The 22,219-nt window shown below is 59.8% G+C and carries 20 protein-coding genes; 14 read left to right on the top strand and 6 right to left on the bottom strand.

What is annotated here, in order from left to right; genetic code table 11:
- Positions 1 to 11: 11 nt before the first annotated feature.
- From BBF94_RS11445 to BBF94_RS11435, 3 genes are read right to left on the bottom strand one after another with little or no spacing between them, the layout of a single operon-like run.
- Positions 12 to 779: a TerB family tellurite resistance protein gene (locus BBF94_RS11445; protein ID WP_065259142.1), complete on the bottom strand. Its 768-nt coding sequence runs from the start codon at positions 777 to 779 to the stop codon at positions 12 to 14.
- A 1-nt stretch (position 780) separates the two neighbouring features.
- On the bottom strand, positions 781 to 1,452 hold the full coding sequence (gene murU, locus BBF94_RS11440; protein WP_065259141.1) for an N-acetylmuramate alpha-1-phosphate uridylyltransferase MurU: 672 nt from the start codon (positions 1,450 to 1,452) through the stop codon (positions 781 to 783).
- Entirely contained in the window at positions 1,449 to 2,468 is a 1,020-nt protein-coding gene (locus tag BBF94_RS11435) for an aminoglycoside phosphotransferase family protein (protein WP_065259140.1), read from the bottom strand. Before BBF94_RS11435 ends, murU begins: the two co-directional genes overlap by 4 nt.
- 130 nt (positions 2,469 to 2,598) lie before the next feature.
- Between BBF94_RS11435 and BBF94_RS11430 the strand changes: the two genes are divergently transcribed.
- From BBF94_RS11430 to BBF94_RS11380, 11 genes are all read left to right on the top strand, one after another.
- Positions 2,599 to 5,397, top strand: a complete 2,799-nt coding sequence (locus BBF94_RS11430) for an LPS-assembly protein LptD (RefSeq protein ID WP_065259139.1) — start codon at positions 2,599 to 2,601, stop codon at positions 5,395 to 5,397.
- The gene (surA, locus tag BBF94_RS11425; RefSeq protein WP_141676575.1) at positions 5,378 to 6,694 is read left to right on the top strand and encodes a peptidylprolyl isomerase SurA; all 1,317 of its coding nucleotides are present in this window, start codon (positions 5,378 to 5,380) and stop codon (positions 6,692 to 6,694) included. The genes BBF94_RS11430 and surA overlap by 20 nt, the downstream gene beginning before the upstream one ends.
- The gene (gene pdxA, locus BBF94_RS11420) at positions 6,691 to 7,680 is read left to right on the top strand and encodes a 4-hydroxythreonine-4-phosphate dehydrogenase PdxA (protein WP_065259138.1); all 990 of its coding nucleotides are present in this window, start codon (positions 6,691 to 6,693) and stop codon (positions 7,678 to 7,680) included. Before surA ends, pdxA begins: the two co-directional genes overlap by 4 nt.
- Positions 7,677 to 8,495 carry a 16S rRNA (adenine(1518)-N(6)/adenine(1519)-N(6))-dimethyltransferase RsmA gene (rsmA, locus tag BBF94_RS11415; protein WP_065259137.1) on the top strand — a complete coding sequence of 273 codons (819 nt, stop codon included), beginning with the start codon at positions 7,677 to 7,679 and terminating at the stop codon, positions 8,493 to 8,495. The genes pdxA and rsmA overlap by 4 nt, the downstream gene beginning before the upstream one ends.
- 113 nt (positions 8,496 to 8,608) lie before the next feature.
- A complete protein-coding gene (gene apaG, locus BBF94_RS11410) occupies positions 8,609 to 8,989 on the top strand; it encodes a Co2+/Mg2+ efflux protein ApaG (protein ID WP_065259136.1) in 381 nt (126 codons plus the stop codon).
- Complete coding sequence (locus tag BBF94_RS11405) at positions 8,989 to 9,870, top strand: symmetrical bis(5'-nucleosyl)-tetraphosphatase (RefSeq protein ID WP_065259135.1); 882 nt, start codon at positions 8,989 to 8,991, stop codon at positions 9,868 to 9,870. The genes apaG and BBF94_RS11405 overlap by 1 nt, the downstream gene beginning before the upstream one ends.
- Positions 9,871 to 9,903: 33 nt before the next feature.
- On the top strand, positions 9,904 to 10,233 hold the full coding sequence (gene glpE / locus BBF94_RS11400; protein ID WP_065259134.1) for a thiosulfate sulfurtransferase GlpE: 330 nt from the start codon (positions 9,904 to 9,906) through the stop codon (positions 10,231 to 10,233).
- A 297-nt stretch (positions 10,234 to 10,530) separates the two neighbouring features.
- A complete protein-coding gene (locus BBF94_RS11395) occupies positions 10,531 to 12,453 on the top strand; it encodes a PrkA family serine protein kinase (protein WP_065259133.1) in 1,923 nt (640 codons plus the stop codon).
- Positions 12,454 to 12,573: 120 nt separating this feature from the next.
- Positions 12,574 to 13,845: a YeaH/YhbH family protein gene (locus tag BBF94_RS11390; RefSeq protein WP_065259132.1), complete on the top strand. Its 1,272-nt coding sequence runs from the start codon at positions 12,574 to 12,576 to the stop codon at positions 13,843 to 13,845.
- Entirely contained in the window at positions 13,842 to 15,404 is a 1,563-nt protein-coding gene (locus BBF94_RS11385) for a SpoVR family protein (protein ID WP_065259131.1), read from the top strand. The genes BBF94_RS11390 and BBF94_RS11385 overlap by 4 nt, the downstream gene beginning before the upstream one ends.
- A 63-nt stretch (positions 15,405 to 15,467) precedes the next feature.
- A complete protein-coding gene (locus BBF94_RS11380; RefSeq protein ID WP_065259130.1) occupies positions 15,468 to 16,697 on the top strand; it encodes a multifunctional CCA addition/repair protein in 1,230 nt (409 codons plus the stop codon).
- A 41-nt stretch (positions 16,698 to 16,738) separates the two neighbouring features.
- Here the strand turns inward: BBF94_RS11380 and folK are convergent, their stop codons facing one another.
- The gene (gene folK / locus BBF94_RS11375; RefSeq protein ID WP_065259129.1) at positions 16,739 to 17,260 is read right to left on the bottom strand and encodes a 2-amino-4-hydroxy-6-hydroxymethyldihydropteridine diphosphokinase; all 522 of its coding nucleotides are present in this window, start codon (positions 17,258 to 17,260) and stop codon (positions 16,739 to 16,741) included.
- On the bottom strand, positions 17,251 to 17,607 hold the full coding sequence (folB, locus tag BBF94_RS11370; protein WP_016772885.1) for a dihydroneopterin aldolase: 357 nt from the start codon (positions 17,605 to 17,607) through the stop codon (positions 17,251 to 17,253). Before folB ends, folK begins: the two co-directional genes overlap by 10 nt.
- Positions 17,608 to 17,681: 74 nt before the next feature.
- On the opposite strand from folB, the gene plsY reads away from it, so the two are divergent.
- Positions 17,682 to 18,251: a glycerol-3-phosphate 1-O-acyltransferase PlsY gene (gene plsY, locus BBF94_RS11365; RefSeq protein WP_065259128.1), complete on the top strand. Its 570-nt coding sequence runs from the start codon at positions 17,682 to 17,684 to the stop codon at positions 18,249 to 18,251.
- Positions 18,252 to 18,273: 22 nt separating this feature from the next.
- Here the strand turns inward: plsY and tsaD are convergent, their stop codons facing one another.
- Positions 18,274 to 19,299 (bottom strand): tRNA (adenosine(37)-N6)-threonylcarbamoyltransferase complex transferase subunit TsaD, encoded by a 1,026-nt coding sequence (tsaD, locus tag BBF94_RS11360; RefSeq protein WP_065259127.1) that lies wholly within the window; start codon positions 19,297 to 19,299, stop codon positions 18,274 to 18,276.
- Positions 19,300 to 19,498: 199 nt separating this feature from the next.
- On the opposite strand from tsaD, the gene rpsU reads away from it, so the two are divergent.
- Together rpsU and dnaG are read left to right on the top strand one after the other, a co-directional pair.
- Positions 19,499 to 19,714 (top strand): 30S ribosomal protein S21, encoded by a 216-nt coding sequence (gene rpsU, locus BBF94_RS11355; protein WP_002551877.1) that lies wholly within the window; start codon positions 19,499 to 19,501, stop codon positions 19,712 to 19,714.
- 483 nt (positions 19,715 to 20,197) lie between these two features.
- Positions 20,198 to 22,165, top strand: coding sequence for a DNA primase (dnaG, locus tag BBF94_RS11350; protein WP_065259126.1), 1,968 nt, complete (start codon positions 20,198 to 20,200; stop codon positions 22,163 to 22,165).
- The last annotated feature ends 54 nt before the right edge of the window (positions 22,166 to 22,219 follow it).

Genomic DNA, 22,219 nt, shown 5'->3' with positions numbered 1-22,219 from the left:
TTTTTTTTCATCTAGCGGAAATCCCGCCGTTCGCGAATCAATGTGTAGGCATTGTGCAATTCGCGGGTCTTTTCGGTCGCCTCGAGCACCTGGGCCGGCGTCGCCCCGGTGCCAGCGATCTTGTCCGGATGATGACGACTGAGCAGACGGCGATAGGCGCGCTTGATCTGTGCCGGTTCGCTGGTTGCCGACACGCCAAGCAGACGCATCGCTTCCTGATAACTCACCGCCGCGCTGACGATCGGACGCTTGTGCGGTTCGTAATCCGCCGCCAGCGCCTGAATCTGGTGAGTCGTCCAGCCCAGCCACTTGCCCCACTGCGCCAGCAATTCGCGCTCGCTGCTGCCGGCCCGACCATCAGCCCAGACCATCCGCCAGCAGGCACGCAACACCCCTTCGGCGGCATGGGGTTGAGCACTCAGACGTCGCAGATAACCACGCAGGCGATCACCGCCGGACTTGCCACGATTGAATGCGGCAATGGCCCGGCGCTGTGCCGGCTCGCTCATGTCCAGCGCGCGCATTTCCTGACGCGCCTGCTGGATATGCCCGTCGGTGACCCGCCCGTCGCTCTTGGCCAGACGCCCAAGCAGGACGAACAACAACTCGTCGTTGCGCAGCATCGGCTGGCCGCCGAGTTTTTCCCGCAGATGCCCCCAGCTTTGCAGATGCAGGCGCCGATCCAGCGCCTGTCCCAACAAAGCCCCAAGCATGGCCCCCGGAATGCTGGCGATAGCAAAACCCGCTCCGGCTCCAATCAGAGTCCCTGGCCACAACATGTCAGCGACTCGCTTCTATCAAGGTTTCGGCTTCAGCCAGACGCTCGTGCGTACCGACATCGACCCAGTGGCCCTTCAGTCGCTCACCGCTGACCTGCCCGTCCGCCATGGCCTTGCGCAGCAACGGTGCCAGTTTGAAGGCGCCGTCCGTGCAGCCGTCGAACAGTTGCGGGTGCAGCACGGCGATGCCGCTGTAGGTCAGGGTCGCCGAGTCCGGTTGGCCGTCCTGTACCTGGTCGCCGACCAGGCTGAAGTCGCCGGCCGGGTGATGGGCCGGGTTGTCCGCCAGCACCAGATGTGCCAGCCCTGTGATCGGCTGGTGCAAGACGCTGAAGTCGTAATCGGTCCAGATATCACCGTTGACCACCAAAAACGCTTCGTCGCCCAACAGCGGCAAGGCGCGGAAAATGCCGCCACCGGTTTCCAGCGGTTCGCCTTCAGGCGAGTAACGGATGCTCAGACCAAATCGCGAGCCGTCACCCAGGTAGTCTTCGATCTGCTGGCCGAGCCAGGCATGGTTGATCACGATTTCGCTGAAACCTGCCGCCGCGAGGGCGCGCAGGTGATACTCGATCAACGGCACGCCCGCGGCACGCACCAGCGGTTTGGGCGTGGTGAGGGTCAGCGGGCGCATGCGCTCGCCCTTGCCCGCCGCCAGGATCATTGCCTTCATGCCGTTACTCCGGCGCGCAGACTGGCCAGCAGCGCCTGCAGTGGCGCCAGCTCGGGACGGCGGGCGATCACGGTCTCTATATAGGAGAAGAAACGGGGTACATCACCGAGGTAGCGTGGCTTGCCATCACGATGGCAGATGCGGGCGAAAATCCCGATGACCTTCAAGTGGCGCTGCACACCCATCAGGTCGCTGGCGCGCAGGAAGTCTTCGAAATCCGGCTGGACCGGAATATTCAGCGCCGCTGCCTGCTGCCAGTAGCTTTCGAGCCAGCCGTGCACACGCTCTTCAGGCCAGCTGAGGAACGCATCCTTGAACAGACATGTCACGTCGTAAGTCACCGGGCCATACACCGCGTCCTGGAAGTCCAGCACGCCGGGGTTCGGCTCGCTGATCATCAAGTTGCGCGGCATATAGTCGCGGTGTACCAGCACCTTCGGCTGGGCCAGCGCGCTGTCGATCAGCAGATCGCTGACCTGTTGCCATTGTTGCTGCTGGCCGGCATCGAACTCGATGCCCAGCTCGCGCTTCACGTACCACTCGGGGAACAATTCCAGCTCGCGACGCAGCAATGCGACGTCATAGCTCGGCAACGGCGCCACCATCGGCAACTGCTGAAACGCCAGCAACGCCTGCAGGGCATCGCTGAACAATGCGTCGGCATTTTCGCTGTCAATCACGTCGAGGTAGGTCTTGTTGCCCAGATCGTTGAGCAAAAGAAACCCGCGATCGAGATCTTCTGCATAAATTTTCGGCACGTTGATACCGGATTTCGCCAGCAAAAAGGCGATATCCACGAACGGTTTGCAGTTTTCCTGAGGGGGCGGCGCGTCCATCACGACGAAGCTGCGACCGGCACCTTCCCAGCGGAAATAACGGCGGAAACTCGCGTCGCTGCTGGCCGCAGTCAATGTGGCCGGGGGGACTGCACCCCAGCCCTGAGTGGAGAAAAGTATTGCCAACTGCTCATCGAGCCAAACTTTCAGGTGTTGCAAGCGTACATCTTGGTCAGGCATTGCAAGGGTCTCCGACGGCGCTAGCCGTCAAGCGGGTCATGCTTTATTATCCAGCATCTTTTTCAGACCATCGAGAGGCGTGCGGCCCACACCGCGGGCAGATGGCACGCAGGAAGCCCGGACTAATAAGATGGCATTGAAATCCCCCGCGTTTCGTAAAAAATTTCCGTTGTTGGTAACCGGCAGTCTGCTGGCTATGCAACCTCTGGCCAGTTCGTTCGTTGTGGCCGCCGAGCAGTATGACTGCGCCGTCTCGCCTACGGGCGGCTGGGCCTGCTCGCCGAAAACCCCGACGGCGGCATTGCCCCCGCGTCCGGTGCATGACGGCAGCGCCGTCAGCGCCACCGGTGCAGCGCCGGCCGAGAACGGTACGGTTTCGGACTCCGGGCCCAAGCCCGTGCTGGTTACCGAAGCCAAGGGCCGAGGCCTGAAATCCCGTAGCGAAGACTACAGTCACCTCGACTGGGTTCCGCGCGAGAAGCTCACCGCCGCCCAGTTGGCCGAAACCGGTCCTTACTGCTCTGGTTCCTATATCGAACCGATTCGTCCTGGCATGAATGACAAGACGAATAAAAGTGACGCCCCGACCTTTATCGGCGCGAAAGCCTCGCGCTACAACACCGAAGATCAGGTCGGTACGCTGGCCGGTGACGTGGTCCTGCGTCAGGGCAGCATGCAGGTCGAGTCCCAGGAAGCGAGCCTCTATCAGGCCGAGAGCCGCGCCGAACTCAAGGGCGACGTGCGCATCCGCGACAACGGCGCGCTGATCGTCGGCGACCATGCCGATGTGCAGCTCGACACCGGTGAAGCGAAAGTCGACAACGCCGAATACGTGATGCACAAATCGCGCATCCGCGGTAACGCGCTGTACGCCAAGCGTGCCGAAAACGCGATCATCCGTCTGAAGGACGGCACATACACCACGTGCGAACCGAACAGCAACGCCTGGCAGCTCAAGGGCAACAACATCACCCTGAACCCTGCCACCGGCTTCGGTACCGCGACCAACGTGACGCTGCGGGTCAAGGACATTCCGATCCTGTACACCCCGTACATCTACTTCCCGATCGACGACCGTCGTCAGTCGGGCTTCCTGCCGCCGACCATCGGCACCGGCAGCGACACCGGCTTCATGCTGGTGACCCCGTACTACTTCAACCTGGCACCGAATTACGACGCCACGTTGTATCCACGCTACATGAGCAAGCGCGGCCTGTTGATGGAAGGCGAATTCCGCTACCTGACCAAGTCCAGCGAAGGTCAGTTCGGCGCCGCGTACCTCAACGACGAAGACACCGATCGCAGCAAGCAGACCGATTACGAAAAGAACCGCTACATGTACAACTGGCAACACAAGGGTGGCCTGGACTCCCGCGTGTTCACCCAGGTTGACTACACCAAGATCAGCGATCCGTACTACTTCCAGGACCTGACCACCGACCAGATCGGTGTGAAGAGCGCCGACTACGTGAACCAGCAAGGCTCGGTCACCTATCGTGGCGACAGCTACACCGCCCGCTTGAACGCCCAGGCGTACCAGCTGGCGACTGTGTCGAACATCACGCCGTATGACCGTCTGCCGCAGATCACCTTCAATGGTCAGCTGCCGTATCACCCGGAAGGCCTGAACTTCGATTACGAGACCGAGATTGTGCGGTTTGATCGCGATCTGAAAAGCGGTAACTTCGTAAATGAAGACGGCACTATCGAGCGTCGCCTCGACAACAACGTGTTCGGCCTCGCTCGTGCCAATGGCGACCGCCTGAATCTGAAACCAGGCGTCAGCCTGCCGATGAACTGGACCTATGGCTTCCTGAAGCCGTCGCTGAAGTACCAGTACACCCAGTATCAACTAGATCTGGACGGTAAAGGCAAGTCGGATATCGCGGCGTTGTCGCCGGAGAACCAGAAACTCTTCGGCAAGTTCGACAGCAACCAGAATCGCGGCGTCCCTATCGCCAGCGTTGACGGTGGCCTGTACTTCGATCGCAACACGTCCTACTTTGGCAAGAATTACCGCCAGACCCTGGAGCCGCGTCTGTTCTACCTCTATGTTCCGAAGGTGGACCAGGAGGACATTCCGGTATTCGATACCAGTGAATACACCTTCAACTATGCCTCGCTGTTCCGCGACAACCGTTTCTCCGGCTCCGACCGCGTCGGCGACGAGAACAAGCTGTCGCTGGGCGTGACCAGTCGCTGGATCGAAGACGATGGTTTCGAGCGTCAACGCATCAGTATCGGTCAGGCTTATTACTTCAAGGATCGTGAAGTACAACTGCCGGGTATCGCGTTCAAGGATCGCAAGGACGCCCAGTCCGACGTATCGCCCTATGCTCTGGAATACGAATACCGCTGGAACCGCGACTGGCGCACCACTGCCGACTACAACTGGGATCCGGACAGCCGCAGCCCGCGCTCCGGAAGCGCGATGTTCCACTACCAGCCTGAAGACAACCCGAACAAGGTGGTCAACGTCGGCTATCGCTATCGCAACGACCAGGTCCGTTACGACCAGAACACCGGTAAATGGGCGGTGGGCGGCGGTGATTACGGCACCCCGGGCCAGCCTGGCTACGTGAAGGACTACTACAAAATCCAGCAGCATGATTTCTCGGTCATCTGGCCGATCGTTCCGCAGTGGAGCGCCATCAGCCGCTGGCAATATGACTACAACCGCAATCGCACGCTGGAAGCCTTCGGTGGTTTCGAATACGACAACTGCTGCTGGAAACTGCGCCTGATCAACCGTTACTGGGTCAGCTATGACGAATTCAGTCAGAACGCCCCGGAAAACGAAAAAGGCGACCACGGCGTCTTCCTCCAAATTGTTCTGAAGGGACTCGGCGGCCTCACCGGCGCCAAGGTAGAGAGCTTCCTCGACAAAGGCATCCAAGGTTATCGTCAACGTGAAGACCAAGCTTTCTGATTGTCTGCGCCCGCTGATGCTGGGCGCGCTGTTCCTGGGTACCGCGGCCAACGCCGCGGTACAGTCCATCGATAAAGTGGTGGCCATCGTCGACAACGACGTGGTCATGCAGAGCCAGCTGGATCAACGCGTCCACGAAGTTCAGCAGACCATCGCCAAGCGTGGCGGCGGTTTGCCGCCTCCGGGCGTGCTGGATCAACAGGTGCTCGAGCGCCTGATCGTCGAAAACCTGCAACTGCAGATCGGCGAGCGCTCCGGTATCCGCATCACCGATGAAGAGCTGAATCAGGCTGTCGGCACCATTGCCCAGCGCAACAACATGACGGTTGATCAGTTCCGCGCGGCCCTGTCCCGCGACGGTCTCTCCTATGAGGATGCCCGCGAACAGATTCGTCGTGAAATGATCATCAGCCGTGTGCGTCAGCGTCGTGTTGCCGAGCGAATTCAGGTATCGGAGCAGGAAGTGAAAAACTTCCTCGCTTCCGACCTGGGCAAGATGCAGCTGTCCGAAGAACTGCACCTGGCCAACATCCTGATTCCTACTCCGGAAAGCGCCAGCTCCGAAGCGATTCAGAGCGCCGCTCGTCAGGCGATGGAGGTTTATCAGCAACTCAAGCAGGGCGCTGACTTCGGTCAACTGGCCGTTGCCAGGTCCGGCAGCGACAACGCCCTCGAGGGCGGCGACATGGGCTGGCGTAAAGCCGCTCAACTGCCACCACCGTTCGATCGCGAGCTGAGCAGAATGTCGCCGGGCGACATCACTCAACCGGCACGCACTCCGGGCGGTTTCATCATCCTGAAACTGCTGGAAAAACGCGGCGGCGAAAGCCAGATGCGCGACGAAGTGCATGTGCGTCACATCCTGGTCAAGCCAAGTCCGGTCCGCGACGAAGCCAAGACCCGGGAACTGGCCCAGTCGCTGTATAACCGCATCGAAGCCGGCGAAGATTTCGCTGAACTGGCGAAGAAATACTCGGAAGATCCGGGTTCCGCCCTCAACGGCGGCGACCTGAACTGGATCGACCCGAACGCGCTGGTACCGGAATTCCGCGCCGTGATGGCCAAGTCCCCGCAGGGTGAGCTGTCCAAGCCGTTCAAAACCCCGTACGGCTGGCACGTTCTGGAAGTCCTTGGCCGTCGCGCCACCGACAGCACCGAACAGGCCCGCGAGCAGCAAGCGATGACCGTACTGCGTAACCGCAAGTACGACGAAGAGCTGCAGACCTGGCTGCGTCAGATCCGCGACGAAGCGTACGTAGAAATCAAACTCCCTGGCGCAGACCAGGCAGCGCAGTGAAACCCGAGCGTTTCGCGCTGACACCTGGCGAACCGGCAGGCATCGGTCCCGACCTTTGCCTGCTGCTCGCCTCGCAAGCCCAGCCACACCCTCTGATCGCCATCACCAGCCGTGATCTGCTCCAGGAGCGGGCCGCGCAGCTGGGGCTGGCCGTCAGTCTGGTGCCCGTCTCGCCCGATCACTGGCCGGACGTACCGGCGCCGGCCAACAGCCTTTATGTCTGGGATACTCCGCTCAGCGCTCCGGTGGTCGCGGGACAACTGGACAAAGCCAACGCCGCTTTCGTCCTCGAAACCCTGACCCGCGCCGGCAACGGCTGCCTGAACGGCGACTTCGCCGGAATGATCACCGCCCCGGTGCACAAAGGTGTGATCAACGAGTCCGGCATCGCCTTTTCCGGCCACACGGAATTCCTCGCTGATCTGACCCATACCGCTCAAGTGGTGATGATGCTCGCTACCCGCGGTTTGCGCGTGGCACTGGTGACCACTCACCTGCCCCTGCGCGACATCGCCGATGCGATCACGCCCGAGCGACTGGAGCGTGTCACAAGGATCCTGCACGCCGATCTGCAAGACAAATTCGGCATCGCCCGGCCGCGCATCCTGGTCTGCGGGCTCAACCCGCACGCCGGTGAAGGCGGACACCTGGGACATGAAGAAATCGACATCATCGAACCGACATTGGAACGCCTGCGTGGCGAGGGCATGGACCTTCGTGGCCCGCTGCCTGCCGACACTCTGTTTACCCCCAAATATCTGGAGCACTGCGACGCAGTGCTGGCGATGTACCACGACCAGGGCCTGCCCGTGCTCAAGTACAAAGGCTTCGGCGCAGCGGTCAACGTGACCCTGGGCCTGCCGATCATCCGCACCTCCGTCGACCATGGCACCGCCCTGGATCTGGCCGGCAGCGGCAAGATCGACACCGGCAGTCTGCAAGTCGCCCTGGAAACCGCCTACCAGATGGCCGAGACCCGTTTATGACCGAGCAATACCAACACAAGGCGCGCAAACGCTTTGGCCAGAACTTTCTGCACGATGCCGGCGTCATCGACCGCATCCTGCGCTCCATCAATGCCAAATCCGGTGACCGCATGCTGGAAATCGGCCCAGGCCAGGGCGCACTGACCGCCGGCATCCTCAATTCCGGCGCGCAGCTGGACGTCGTGGAACTGGACAAGGACCTGATCCCGATCCTCAACCAGCAGTTTGCCGGCAAGAGCAATTTCAACCTGCATCAGGGTGATGCCCTGAAGTTCGACTTCAACACCCTCAACGCAGCACCGAACAGCCTGCGCGTGGTCGGCAACCTGCCGTACAACATTTCCACACCGCTGATTTTCCACCTGCTGAACAATGCCGCGATCATTCGTGACATGCACTTCATGCTGCAGAAGGAAGTCGTTGAGCGTCTGGCTGCCGGTCCGGGTGGTGGTGACTGGGGTCGTCTGTCGATCATGGTTCAATACCATTGCCGGGTCGAACATCTGTTCAACGTCGGTCCAGGTGCATTCAACCCGCCGCCAAAGGTCGACTCGGCCATCGTACGTCTTGTGCCTCACGCGGTACTGCCGCACCCGGCCAAGGATCACCGCGTGCTGGAGCGCGTCGTGCGCGAAGCTTTCAACCAGCGCCGCAAGACTCTGCGCAACACCCTCAAACAATTGCTGAGCAATGCCGAAATCGAGGCCGCCGGTGTCGATGGCAGTCTGCGACCCGAGCAACTCGATCTGGCTGCCTTCGTGCGCCTGGCCGACCAGCTCGCCGACAAACCTGCGCCGGCCCCGAAAGCCGACTGACAGGCACGCATCGCTCCCGGGCAGGAGCGCCACTCTGGTCTCCTGCCCGATACTTGCCTAGACTCAACCCATCGGCGATAGCCGCTTTTCGCCAAGTCCTCAAGGCCTCTTGCATGTCCGATCCCCGTTATCAGGTCGATGTCAGCGTCGTTACTCACTATCTGGCAGACCAATCGCAACCCGAGCATGACCGCTTCGCCTTCGCCTACACCATCACCGTGCAGAACAATGGCGAACAGCCGGCCCGCCTGATGTCCCGACATTGGGTGATCACCGATGGTGACGGGCATGTCGAGGAAGTGCGCGGCGCCGGTGTCGTCGGGCAGCAACCCTTGATCGATGCAGGAAAAAGCCACACTTACAGCAGCGGCACAGTCATGACCACCAAGGTCGGCACGATGCAGGGCAGCTATGCAATGGTCGCCAGCGACGGCAAGCATTTCGAAGCGATCATCAAACCCTTCCGCCTCGCCGTTCCGGGAGCGCTGCACTGATGGCGACGTATGCCGTCGGCGACCTGCAGGGCTGTCTCGAACCGCTCAAGTGCCTGCTCGGGCAAGTCGCGTTCGACCCGGCAGTGGACCGGTTGTGGCTGGTAGGCGATCTGGTCAACCGTGGCCCGCAATCGCTGGAAACCCTGCGTTTTCTCTATGGCATGCGCAAGTCACTGGTCTGCGTCCTCGGCAACCACGACCTGCATCTGCTGGCCGCCGCAAACAATATCGAGCGGATGAAAAAGTCCGACACCCTGCGCGAGATTCTCGAAGCACCGGACTGTGCCGAACTGATGGAGTGGCTGCGTCAGCAGAAACTCATGCACTACGACGAGCAACGCGAAGTCGCCATGACTCATGCGGGCATCCCCCCGCAATGGTCACTGCGCAAGGCCCTGAAGTATGCCGCAGAAGTCGAGACCGCCCTGCGCGATGACAATCTGCTCCCGGCCTTCCTCGACGGCATGTACGGCAACGAGCCGGCGAAGTGGGACAGCGAACTCAAAGGTGTGGCCCGGCTGCGGATCATCACCAACTACTTCACGCGCATGCGCTTCTGCACTGCCGAAGGCAAGCTCGACCTCAAGAGCAAGGAAGGCCTGGACACGGCGCCGCCGGGCTACAAGCCGTGGTTCCAGCACAAGGAACGCAAGACCCGTGGCCTGCGGATCATTTTCGGTCACTGGGCGGCACTGGAAGGCGATGTCCACGAGCCCGGCATTTCAGCCCTCGACACCGGTTGCGTATGGGGTGGCAGCATGACCCTGATGAACGTCGACAGCCTTGAACGGCTGTCGTGCAAATGCGACGAACACGGCGGCGCCTTGCCTCCCGTCGCCCCACCGATCACCGAAACTTCGCCAGTCAGCGCCCCGCGTTAGACTGCGTTTTCAGCCGAGCCACAGGAACCCGCCATGAGCGAATTCAAACGTATCCCCCCGGAACAGGCCCAGGCCCTGCGCGAGCAAGGTGCCGTGGTGGTCGATATCCGTGACCCGCAGACCTACGCCGCGCTGCACATCGCAGGATCGAAGCATGTGGATAACCACTCCATCGCCGATTTCATCCGTAACGCTGACCTCGACGCCCCGTTGGTGGTGGTCTGCTATCACGGTAATTCCAGCCAGAGCGCAGCGGCATATTTGATCAGCCAGGGCTTCTCCGACGTGTACAGCATGGACGGCGGCTTCGAGCTCTGGCGTGCGACCTTTCCTTCGGAAACCGCGCAAGGCATTTCCGAATAATTTTTTTGTCACGTGCAGGCCCCGGCTCCCGTGGGCTCGCGCGGTGGCAGACGAACGGTCTGCCACAACTAATTACGTATCTCGCCTTTACCTCTCGAATTCCCAACTATCCTTAAGCCCAGGCCATCCAAAACAGGGGAGAGCCGGTACACCGGCGCACGGGTCATCGGGAGTGACTTTCGCGATTGTCGATCGCGAAAGGGTTCTGGGGGGTAAACAACAGCTGTCATCGCAGCTGCTTGCCAGCATCGACTGAGTGATCCGGCGTCGGCTCCACGTATCGAGCGAGGTGACGTCATGAGTATCTTTAGCCACTTCCAACAACGCTTCGAGTCCACACGCCAGGAAGAATTCTCGCTGCAGGAATACCTGGAACTGTGCAAAAAGGATCGCAGCGCCTACGTTTCCGCCGCCGAGCGTCTGTTAATGGCTATCGGCGAACCGGAGCTGCTCGACACCTCGACCAATTCGAGGCTGTCGCGAATCTTCTCCAACAAGGTGATCCGCCGCTATCCGGCCTTTGAAGACTTCCACGGGATGGAAGAATGCATCGACCAGATCGTTTCGTATTTCCGTCATGCCGCCCAGGGCCTCGAGGAGAAGAAACAGATCCTCTACCTGCTCGGTCCCGTCGGTGGCGGTAAATCGTCCCTGGCCGAGAAGCTGAAACAGCTCATGGAAAAGGTGCCCTTCTATGCCATCAAGGGCTCACCGGTATTCGAATCGCCCCTGGGTCTGTTCAACGCCACCGAAGATGGCGCGATCCTCGAAGAAGACTTCGGCATCCCCCGGCGCTACCTGAACACCATCATGTCGCCATGGGCCACCAAGCGCCTGGCCGAATTCGGTGGTGACATCAGCCAGTTCCGCGTGGTCAAGCTGTACCCGTCGATCCTCAACCAGATCGCCGTGGCCAAGACCGAACCGGGCGACGAGAACAACCAGGACATCTCCGCGCTGGTGGGCAAGGTCGATATCCGCAAGCTGGAAGAGTTCCCGCAGAACGACGCTGACGCCTACAGCTACTCCGGTGCGCTGTGCCGGGCCAACCAGGGTCTGATGGAATTCGTCGAAATGTTCAAGGCACCGATCAAGGTGCTGCACCCTCTGCTGACTGCAACCCAGGAAGGCAACTACAACAGTACCGAAGGTCTCGGCGCGATTCCGTTTACCGGGATCCTCCTGGCCCACTCCAACGAATCGGAGTGGCATACATTCCGCAACAACAAGAACAACGAAGCGTTCATCGACCGGATCTATATCGTCAAAGTGCCGTACTGCCTGCGGGTCAGCGACGAAGTGAAGATCTACGACAAGCTGTTGTTCAACAGTTCCCTGGCCAAGGCCCATTGCGCGCCGGACACGTTGAAGATGCTGGCGCAGTTCACTGTGCTGTCGCGCCTGAAAGAGCCGGAAAACTCCAACATCTACTCCAAGATGCGGGTTTACGACGGCGAAAACCTCAAGGATACCGATCCAAAGGCCAAATCGATCCAGGAATACCGCGACGCAGCAGGTGTCGATGAGGGCATGAACGGTCTTTCGACCCGGTTCGCATTCAAGATCCTGTCCAAGGTCTTCAACTTCGACCCCCATGAAACCGCCGCCAACCCGGTACACCTGCTCTATGTGCTGGAACAGCAGATCGAACAGGAACAGTTCCCGGCGGAAGTCCGTGAACGCTATCTACGCTATCTGAAGGAGTATCTGGCACCGCGTTATATCGAGTTCATCGGCAAGGAGATCCAGACGGCCTATCTCGAGTCTTACAGCGAATACGGCCAGAACATCTTCGACCGCTACGTACTGTATGCGGACTTCTGGATTCAGGATCAGGAATACCGCGATCCGGAAACCGGCGAGATCCTCAACCGCGTAGCCCTCAACGAGGAACTGGAAAAGATCGAGAAACCGGCCGGTATCAGCAATCCGAAGGATTTCCGCAACGAAATCGTCAACTTCGTATTGCGCGCCCGAGCCAACAACAACGGCAAGAATCCGACCTGGCTCAGCTACGAAAAACTGCGGGTGGTCATCGAGAAGAAAATGTTCTCGAACACCGAGGACCTGCTGCCGGTCATCAGCTTCAATGCCAAGGCCAGCAAAGAGGATCAACAGAAACACAACGACTTCGTTACACGAATGGTCGAGCGCGGCTACACCGACAAACAGGTACGACTGCTGTCCGAGTGGTATCTGCGGGTCCGGAAATCGCAGTAAAGCAGCTGCAAGCGACAGGTTTCGAGCTGCAAGTCAAAAACGCATGAGCCCTGATGCCAGGGCATATGCTTGCACTTGCGGCTCGCAGCTCACTACTTGAAGCTGCCCGGAGGGCCTCTCATGAGCTATGTGATCGACCGACGCCTCAATGGCAAGAACAAGAGCACGGTAAACCGCCAGCGCTTCCTGCGGCGTTACCGTGACCACATCAAGAAGGCTGTCGAAGAGGCGGTCAGCCGGCGTTCCATTACCGACATGGAGCACGGCGAACAAATCAGCATTCCCGGTCGCGACATCGATGAACCGGTGCTTCACCATGGTCGCGGCGGCAAACAGACCGTGGTCCATCCAGGCAACAAGGAATTCACTGCAGGTGAACACATCGCCCGCCCGCCGGGAGGTGGCGGAGGCCGCGGACCAGGCAAGGCCGGCAACTCCGGCGAGGGCATGGACGAGTTCGTCTTCCAGATCACCCAGGAAGAGTTTCTCGAGTTCATGTTCGAGGATCTCGAACTGCCCAACCTCGTCAAACGCAACCTGACCGGCACCGATACCTTCAAAACGGTTCGCGCCGGGATCAGCAACGAGGGCAACCCATCCCGGATCAACATCATCCGTACTCTGCGCTCGGCCCACGCCCGCCGAATCGCACTGTCCGGCAGCAGCCGCGCCAAGCTGCGTGAGGTCAAGGAAGAACTGGAGCGCCTGAAACGCGAAGAACCAGACAACTTCGGCGACATTCAGGACCTTGAGGCGGAAATGGAGAAACTCAGCGCACGTATCCATCGTGTTCCGTTTCTCGACACCTTCGACCTCAAGTACAACCTGCTGATCAAGCAACCGAACCCCAGTTCCAAAGCGGTCATGTTCTGTCTGATGGACGTCTCCGGATCCATGACCCAGGCGACCAAGGACATTGCCAAACGCTTTTTCATCCTGTTGTATCTGTTCCTGAAGCGGAACTACGACAAGATCGATGTGGTGTTCATCCGCCATCACACCAGCGCCCGGGAAGTGGACGAGGAAGAGTTTTTCTATTCCAGGGAAACCGGCGGCACCATCGTCTCCAGCGCCCTGAAACTGATGCAGGAGATCATGGCCGAGCGCTACCCGAGCAACGAATGGAACATCTATGCGGCCCAGGCTTCCGACGGCGACAACTGGAACGATGACTCGCCGATCTGCCGCGACATACTGATCAACCAGATCATGCCGTTCGTGCAGTACTACACTTATGTGGAGATCACACCGCGCGAACATCAGGCCCTGTGGTACGAATACGAACGCATCGCCGAAGCCTTTTCCGACACTTTTGCCCAGCAGCAGCTGGTCTCGGCCGGAGATATCTACCCGGTCTTCCGTGAACTCTTCCAGCGCAGGTTAGTGACATGACCGCCAAAGAGCAGAAGCGCCAACCCATTTCCACCGGCTCTGAATGGACGTTCGAGCTGATCCAGGCCTACGACCGCGAAATCGCCCGGATCGCGGCCGGCTATGCCCTGGATACCTATCCCAACCAGATCGAAGTGATCACCGCCGAGCAGATGATGGACGCCTACGCTTCGGTCGGCATGCCACTGGGCTATCACCACTGGTCCTACGGCAAGCACTTCCTCAGCACCGAGAAATCCTACAGTCGCGGGCAGATGGGACTGGCCTACGAGATCGTGATCAATTCGGATCCCTGCATTGCCTATCTGATGGAGGAAAACACCATCTGCATGCAGGCCCTGGTGGTGGCCCACGCGTGTTACGGTCACAACAGCTTTTTCAAGGGCAATTACCTGTTCCGCACCTGGACCGATGCCAGCTCGATCATCGACTACCTGGTGTTCGCCAAGCAGTACATCATGCAGTGTGAGGAGCGTCACGGCATCGACGCGGTGGAGGACCTGCTGGATTCCTGTCATGCCCTGATGAACTACGGTGTCGACCGCTACAAACGTCCGTACCCGATTTCTGCCGAGGAGGAGCGGCGCCGGCAGAAGGACCGCGAAGAGCACCTGCAGAAACAGATCAACGACCTGTGGCGCACCATTCCCAAAGGTGCGGACAAGTTCAGCGACAAGGACAATGTACGTTTTCCGGCCGAGCCGCAGGAAAACATCCTGTACTTCATCGAAAAACACGCGCCGTTGCTGGAGCCGTGGCAACGGGAAATCGTGCGCATCGTGCGCAAGATCGCCCAGTATTTTTATCCACAGCGCCAGACCCAGGTGATGAACGAAGGCTGGGCGACTTTCTGGCACTATACGCTGATGAACGACCTGTACGACGAAGGACTGGTCACCGACGGTTTCATGATGGAATTCCTGGCGTCCCACACCAGCGTGGTGTTCCAGCCAGGTTTCGACAGTCCTTACTACAACGGCATCAACCCCTATGCGCTTGGCTTTGCCATGTACCGCGACATCCGGCGCATGTGCGAAGAACCGACGGAAGAAGACCGCCGCTGGTTCCCGGAAATCGCCGGCAGCGACTGGCTGTCGACCATCAAGTTCGCCATGAGCAGCTTCAAGGATGAGAGTTTCATCCTGCAGTACCTGTCGCCGAAGGTGATTCGCGATCTCAAGCTGTTCAGCATCCTCGATGACGACCAGAAAGACGATCTGCTGGTACCCGCCATCCACGACGAGAGCGGCTATCGGATCATCCGCGAAACACTCGCGGCACAATACAACCTGGGCAACCGCGAGCCGAACGTGCAGATCTACAGCATCGACCGGCGCGGTGATCGTTCACTGACCCTGCGTCATCAGCAGCACGATCGCAAACCGTTGGGCGACTCCACCGAGGAGGTCCTCAAGCACCTGCATCGCCTTTGGGGGTTCGATATCCATCTGGAAACCCTGCAGGGCGACCAGATCATGAAAACCCATCATGTCCCCCCTCGCGGCGAACATGGCGAGGGGGATTACGGTCGACTCGATCTGGCGGTCATTCATCTTTGATCCCGTTCCGACCTCCGAAAGTCCGGCGCAAGGGTTATCCTGTCGGGCCAACGGAGGTTTTTTATGCAGATTTACAAGGTCGGCGGCGCAGTACGTGATCGCCTGCTGGGCAAACCGGTCACCGATATCGATTGGGTGGTGGTCGGTGCCACCACCGAAGAAATGCTCGCCAAGGGCTTTCGCCCGGTAGGCGCGGACTTTCCTGTCTTTCTTCATCCGAAAAGCGGCGAGGAATACGCCCTCGCCCGCACCGAACGCAAAAGCGGTCGCGGTTACGGCGGGTTCACCTTTCACGCCAGCCCCGAAGTCACGCTTGAAGAAGACCTGATTCGCCGCGACCTCACAATCAACGCCATGGCCGAGGACGATCAGCTGAATCTGACGGACCCCTATCACGGTCAACGTGATCTGGAAGACCGAATCCTGCGCCACGTTTCCCCCGCGTTCGCCGAAGATCCGTTGCGAGTCCTGCGTGTTGCCCGCTTTGCGGCTCGCTATGCAGAGCTTGGCTTCAAGGTTGCCCCCGAGACCCTGGACTTGATGCGCCAGCTCAGCGACTCCGGCGAGCTGGAAGCCCTGACGCCTGAGCGCAGCTGGAAAGAGATTTCTCGCGCACTCATGGAAAATCAACCTCAGGTATTCATTCAGGTGTTGCGTGACTGTGGCGCGCTCAAAGTGCTGATGCCCGAGGTTGACGCCCTGTTCGGCGTGCCCCAGCCGGAAATCCACCACCCGGAAATCGACAGCGGCATTCATACCTTGAGCGTGCTTGAGCAAGCCGCCCTGCACAGACAACCGCTGACAGTGCGCTGGGCCTGCCTGCTGCACGACCTCGGCAAAGGCCTGACCCCGCAGGAAGAATGGCCACGGCACATCGCCCATGAGCACAAAGGTCTGAAACTGATAAAAGCCGTCAACGAGCGCTTCAAGGCACCGAAGGACTGTCAGGAACTGGCCTTGCTGGTCGGGCAGTACCACACCCACGGCCATCGTGCGCTGGAACTGAAGGCTTCGACCTTGCTGGAATTGCTGCAGAGCTTTGACGTTTATCGCCGACCGCAGCGTTTCGAGGAGTTCATTGTGGCCTGCGAGATGGATGCTCGCGGACGCAAGGGACTTGAACAGCGAAGTTATCCACAGGCGGATTATCTGCGAGGCGCAGCCGATGTGGCGCGTGGCGTTGCGGTTCAGCCGTTGCTGGAGAAAGGATTCAAGGGCCCGGAACTGGGCGAGGCTCTCAAGCGTGAACGGCTCAAGGCGTTGAAGGCTTATAAGGAATCAGCGTCTTCTTGAGAATTTCTGGCGCCATCGCGAACCCTCCGCGATGGCGTCAGTCAGCTCAACAAGTCCGAAGGCGTGAGCTGAATACCGCGCCATTCAAATCCGACCGGTGCCAGCACCTGATCGATCTGTGCTTCGGCCCACAGAGTGGCAAAGTTTTTTCCCACACCAGGATGCACCCGATTCGGTGCGATCAGTGACAGCGGCCACAACACAAAAGCATTTTTCAGAATTTCGGCGCGGGGCAGGATCAGTCCGTCGAAATTGCCTGCCAGGTCGCCATACAGCAGGACGTCGATATCCAGCGGCAGCCCCTTGCGATCCGGGGCATAACGACCGTTATCCGCCTCGATGAATTTCAGCCGTCGATCCAGCTCCATCAGCGGCAGATCGGTGCAGGCCGACACCACGAAATTGAAGAACGGGCCGCTCTTGATCCCCACCGGCTGGCTTTCGAACACCGCCGAGCAGCGAATATCCACCAAAAAACCGGCCAGGGCGTCCAGGCCCGCGCGCAAATGAGTTTCGCGCTCGATATTGCTGCCGAGCCCGAGATAGACCTGAGTCAGCGACATCCGCGCTCGATCTCCACACCGACACCACCCTTGGCGGCTGGAACCGCGCCTGGCTTGGTCAGCTTCAGGCGCACCCAGGTGATCTTGAATTCGGCCATCAGCACTTCAACCAGACGCTCGGCGAAGGTTTCGACAAGCTGAAACTGCGCCTGCTCGGCAAAGGCCTGGATTCGGGTGGAAACACTGGCGTAGTCGAGCGCCAGCGTCAGATCGTCGCCGGCTGCGGCCGGGCGATTGTCCCAAGCGAAGCTCAGATCAAGTCGCAGGCACTGTCGGATGCCGCGCTCCCAGTCGTAGGCACCGATCACGGTGTCGACTTCCAGGCCCTCGATAAACACTCTGTCCAAGCACTTCTCTCCGCTGCACGACAAGGGCGCATTGCGCCGTTAGAATCAGGGCGTCCTCGCCCGGAATAGTTAGCATGTTTTGGTCACTGGCGATCCTCGCCTACCTGCTCGGCTCGCTGTCCTTCGCCATTTTGCTCAGCCGCCTGACCGGAAATCCGGATCCGCGAATGAGTGGCTCGGGTAATGCCGGTGCCACCAACATGCTGCGCCTGGCCGGTCGCAAACTCGCGATCCTGACCCTGCTGGGTGATCTCTGCAAGGGCCTGCTGCCGGTGCTGATCGCTTCGGCGGCGGGCCTTGCGCTGCAGGATCAGGCATGGATCGGCGTCTGTGCCGTGATCGGTCACCTGTTCCCGCTGTACTTCCGTTTTCGCGGTGGCAAAGGCGTTGCAACCGCGGCCGGCATGCTGCTGGGCCTGTATCCGCCCGCGGCATTGCTGGCCGTATGTGCTTGGCTGTTGACGTTCTACCTGACCCGCACCAGCTCGCTGGCAGCACTGATCGCCACGCCACTGACCCTGCCATTACTGGCCTGGCAGGAACCGGCAGCGCTGTTGCCGATGAGCACGCTCACGCTGCTGATCGTCTGGCGTCACCGGGGCAATCTACGCGACCTGTTTGCCGGGCGCGAACGGCATTTTTAAATACCGTACGCAAGCGTCACTATCACAGCGCCGACAACTGCTCCATTGGCCAGCGGGCCTGTACGCTGATTGCCAGGCTTTCCTGCTGACCGGCCTGCAAGCGCTGACATCCGGCAAAGGCAATCATCGCGCCATTGTCGGTGCAGAATTGCGGGCGGGCGTAGAACACGTCGCCCTTCATGTCATCCAGCATTTTTTCCAGCGAGATACGCAACGCCTTGTTGGCGCTGACACCACCGGCGATGACCAGACGCTTCATGCCGGCCTGCTTCAGTGCGCGCTTGCACTTGATGGTCAAAGTCTCCACCACGGCCTGCTGGAACGCCAGCGCGATGTCGCAACGGGCTTGCTCGCTGTCGTCCCCGGCGCTGACGCATTGCTGCCAGGTATTGAGGGCGAAGGTCTTCAGGCCGCTGAAACTGAAATCCAGCCCCGGGCGATCACACATCGGACGCGGAAAGGTGAAACGTCCTGCAACGCCCTTCTCCGCCGATCTGGCGATTTCCGGACCACCCGGATAATTGAGGCCCATCATCTTTGCAGTTTTGTCGAAGGCTTCGCCCGCAGCATCATCAAGAGTTTCGCCGAGCAGGCTGTACCGGCCGATGCCATCGACCTGAACAAGCTGCGTATGGCCACCGGACACCAACAAGGCGACGAACGGAAACTCCGGCGGTTTTGACTCCAGCATCGGCGCCAGCAAATGGCCTTCCATATGGTGCACGCCAAGCGCCGGAATGCCCCAGGCGAAAGCCAGCGCCTGAGCACAGGAAGCGCCTACCAGCAATGCCCCGACGAGACCGGGGCCCGCGGTATAGGCGATGGCGTCGATCTCGGTCGGCACGCAGTCGGCCTCGGTCAACACCTGACGAATCAAGGGCAGCATGCGCTTGACGTGATCGCGCGAAGCCAGCTCCGGTACCACGCCGCCATAGATGCGGTGCAGGTCGATCTGGCTGAACAGGGCGTCGGCCAGCAGACCGCGCTCACTGTCGTACAATGCGACGCCGGTTTCGTCGCAGGAAGTTTCTAATCCCAGTACTAGCATGGGTTTGCGCCTTGTTTAGGCTGAATTCGAAGGCGCGCATAATAGTCGTCACTGAATGCCCCGACCAGCGGTTTTCGATCAGAGGCTTTGCATTCCGAGCGTTGAGGGGTTAACATCCGCAACCCTTAAAAACCGACGTCTTCAAGTGCTCTTTTGCCGCGAGGATGTTGACCCCGGTAATGAATGAAGGTAGCTCTGGATGCCAGCCGTCAAAGTTAAAGAGAACGAACCCTTCGACGTAGCTCTGCGTCGTTTCAAGCGCTCCTGCGAAAAAGCCGGTGTACTGGCTGAAGTTCGTAGCCGCGAATTTTACGAGAAGCCAACTTCCGAGCGTAAGCGCAAGGCAGCAGCCGCTGTCAAGCGTCACGCCAAGAAAGTTCAGCGCGAACAGCGCCGCGCCGTTCGTCTGTACTAATACACAGACGTTCGTAGCAAGCTTCTGCCAAGCCCGGCCTTCCGCCGGGCTTATGGCATTTGCGGAAAACGCTTGATGCTTCACCGTCGAAGCCGCAGACGCGACCGAGACAAATCCGCTTCACCGCGTCAGACCTGGCTCTTTTGCCAGCGGTGCACGTCTTTTCTGACGAGCCTTTCAAGGCTGCTGACGAGCACACCCACTGATTCTTCTTACGACGATCAGCCCAAGGCACCTGCTTGCGTGCCCGTTTCATGAGTTATCCGAGGCCCTAAACCGGCCGCATGCGGATTCAGCGCAACACTTTCAAATGGTCGAAGACTGATAGGTACTAACGTCAGTGGCTTTTCGGCAGATACACTTCCCGACAGCAAATGCGCAGACGACACCGGTCGAGCCGCACCTATCGTGCGCTTTCAGGCATGACCCGCGTCCGGTCGCCCTTCGCATAGAACCCCTTACCGCGCAGACGACGAGAACGCCATGGCCGGGCTGATTCCCCAGAGCTTCATTGACGACCTGCTGAACCGCACCGACATCGTCGACGTGGTCAGCTCGCGCGTGCAACTGAAGAAGGCCGGCAAGAACTACACCGCCTGCTGCCCGTTCCACAAAGAGAAAACCCCGTCATTCAGCGTGAGCCCCGACAAGCAGTTCTATTACTGCTTCGGTTGCGGCGCCGGTGGCAACGCGCTCGGCTTTCTCATGGACCACGACAACCTGGACTTCCCCCAAGCCGTCGAGGACCTGGCCAAAGCCGCCGGCATGGAAGTCCCCCGCGAAGAAGGCAGCCGCTCGCACAAGCCACGACAGCCGACCGATTCGCCGCTCTATCCGCTGCTGTCCGCTGCCGCCGATTTTTACCGTCAGGCACTCAAAAGCCATCCGGCACGCAAGGCGGCCGTGGATTACCTCAAGAGCCGCGGCCTGACCGGCGAGATCGCCCGGGACTTCGGCCTCGGCTTCGCCCCACCGGGCTGGGACAATCTGTTCAAGCATCTGAGCAGCGATACCCTGCAGCAGAAAGCCATGATCGACGCCGGCCTGCTGATCGAGAACGCCGAAACCGGCAAGCGCTATGACCGCTTCCGCGATCGCGTGATGTTTCCGATCCGCGACACCCGGGGACGCATCATTGCGTTCGGCGGCCGGGTTCTCGGCGATGACAAGCCGAAATACCTGAACTCGCCGGAAACCCCGGTTTTTCATAAAGGCCAGGAGCTCTACGGTCTGTATGAAGCCCGGAAGAACAACCGTAACCTCGACGAAATCATCGTCGTCGAGGGCTACATGGACGTCATTGCCCTGGCCCAGCAAGGCTTGCGCAACGCCGTTGCGACACTGGGTACAGCCACCAGCGAGGAACACCTCAAGCGTCTTTTTCGCGTCGTACCGAACGTGCTGTTCTGCTTCGACGGCGACCAGGCCGGTCGCAACGCCGCTTGGCGCGCGCTCGAGGCGACGCTGAGCAGTCTGCAGGACGGCCGTCGGGCACGCTTTCTGTTCCTGCCGGAAGGCGAAGATCCGGACACCCTGATCCGCGCCGAAGGCACCGACGCCTTTCTCGCCCGGATCAATCAGCACGCGCAACCACTGGCAGACTACTTCTTCCAGCAACTGACCGAAGAAGCCGATCCGCGCTCGCTCGAAGGCAAGGCACACATGGCCACCCTCGCCGCACCGCTGATCGACAAGGTGCCGGGAGCCAATCTGCGGATCCTGATGCGCCAGCGCCTGACCGAAATCACCGGCCTGAGCAGCGAGACCGTCAGCCAACTGGCCCAGAGCGCACCACAGGAAGCGCCACCCGCCTACGATCCGGGCATCGATTACGACGCCATGCCGGACTACAGCGACTACCATCAGCCGCAGGCACAGGAGATGTACGTGCCGCAGCAGGAATGGACACCGAAGAAACCGGGGGCCGGCGGCAAGAAATGGGACAAGAAACCCTGGGACAAGAACGGCAAGCGTGGCGCAGATCGCGATCAATCGCATGCCCCAAGAGTGCCGGCTCCGGTCGAACCACCGATCATGGCCGCCCTGCGGACGGTGATCCATCACCCGCAACTGGCCCTGAAAGTCGAGACCGCGAGCCATTTCGCGGACGAAGACAATACCAATACCCAGCTGCTGGTGGCCTCACTGGAAGCCGTACAAAAGAATCCTCAGCTAAACTCTTTTCAGTTGATCTCGCGATGGCATGGTACCGAACAAGGCCGATTGCTGACCCGCCTGGCAGAAAAGGAGTGGTTGATCAACGGAGAAAACCTTGAACAACAGTTTTTCGACACCATAACCAGCTTGTCAGCCCGCCAGCGTGAGCGAAAGCTGGAACAACTTCTCAGGAAATCACGTCAAAGCGATCTGAGCACCGAAGAAAAATATTTGCTGCTCGACCTGCTCAAACGTGATGTTCCTGCATCAAACCCGACCTCAACTGGCGCGTGAGGTCATAGCTCAGGTATAATCCTCGGCTTGTTTTTTGCCCGCCAAGACCTTCAG

The sequence above is a fragment of the Pseudomonas bananamidigenes genome (assembly GCF_001679645.1).
Lineage (GTDB): Bacteria > Pseudomonadota > Gammaproteobacteria > Pseudomonadales > Pseudomonadaceae > Aquipseudomonas > Aquipseudomonas bananamidigenes.
This window is presented reverse-complemented; position numbering and strand designations above follow the sequence as displayed.